The organism is Elizabethkingia argenteiflava (genome assembly GCF_009904105.1).
GTDB lineage: Bacteria > Bacteroidota > Bacteroidia > Flavobacteriales > Weeksellaceae > Elizabethkingia > Elizabethkingia argenteiflava.
On record NZ_JAAABJ010000269.1, the window covers coordinates 1 to 291 of the forward strand.

Annotated in this window: 1 protein-coding gene; it reads left to right on the plus strand. The window is 36.4% G+C overall.

All coding sequences use genetic code 11. The features are described 5' to 3' along the window. A partial coding sequence (locus tag GNY06_RS02830; protein ID WP_166518714.1) for a DDE-type integrase/transposase/recombinase occupies positions 1-291 on the plus strand: 291 nt, incomplete at both ends.

The following is a 291-nucleotide window of genomic DNA, read 5'->3' on the forward strand; positions in this document are numbered from 1 at the left end:
AGAATGGTCGTAAATTCAGAAGTTTCAATGTAATTGACGACTATAACAGAGAAGTACTTTTTATTGAAGTCGATTACAGCTTAAAAAGTAGCCGAGTTGTTTGGGTGCTTAATCCTCTGATAGGCAGATATGGAAAGCCTCAGAGTATTCGTATGGATAATGGTCCAGAACTTATTGCAGGATTGATGACTCATTGGAGTAAGGCCAATAGTATTACCTTTCAATATATAGAGCCTGGCAAACCAATGCAAAATGGATATATAGAAAGATTTAACAGGACTTATAGGGAGA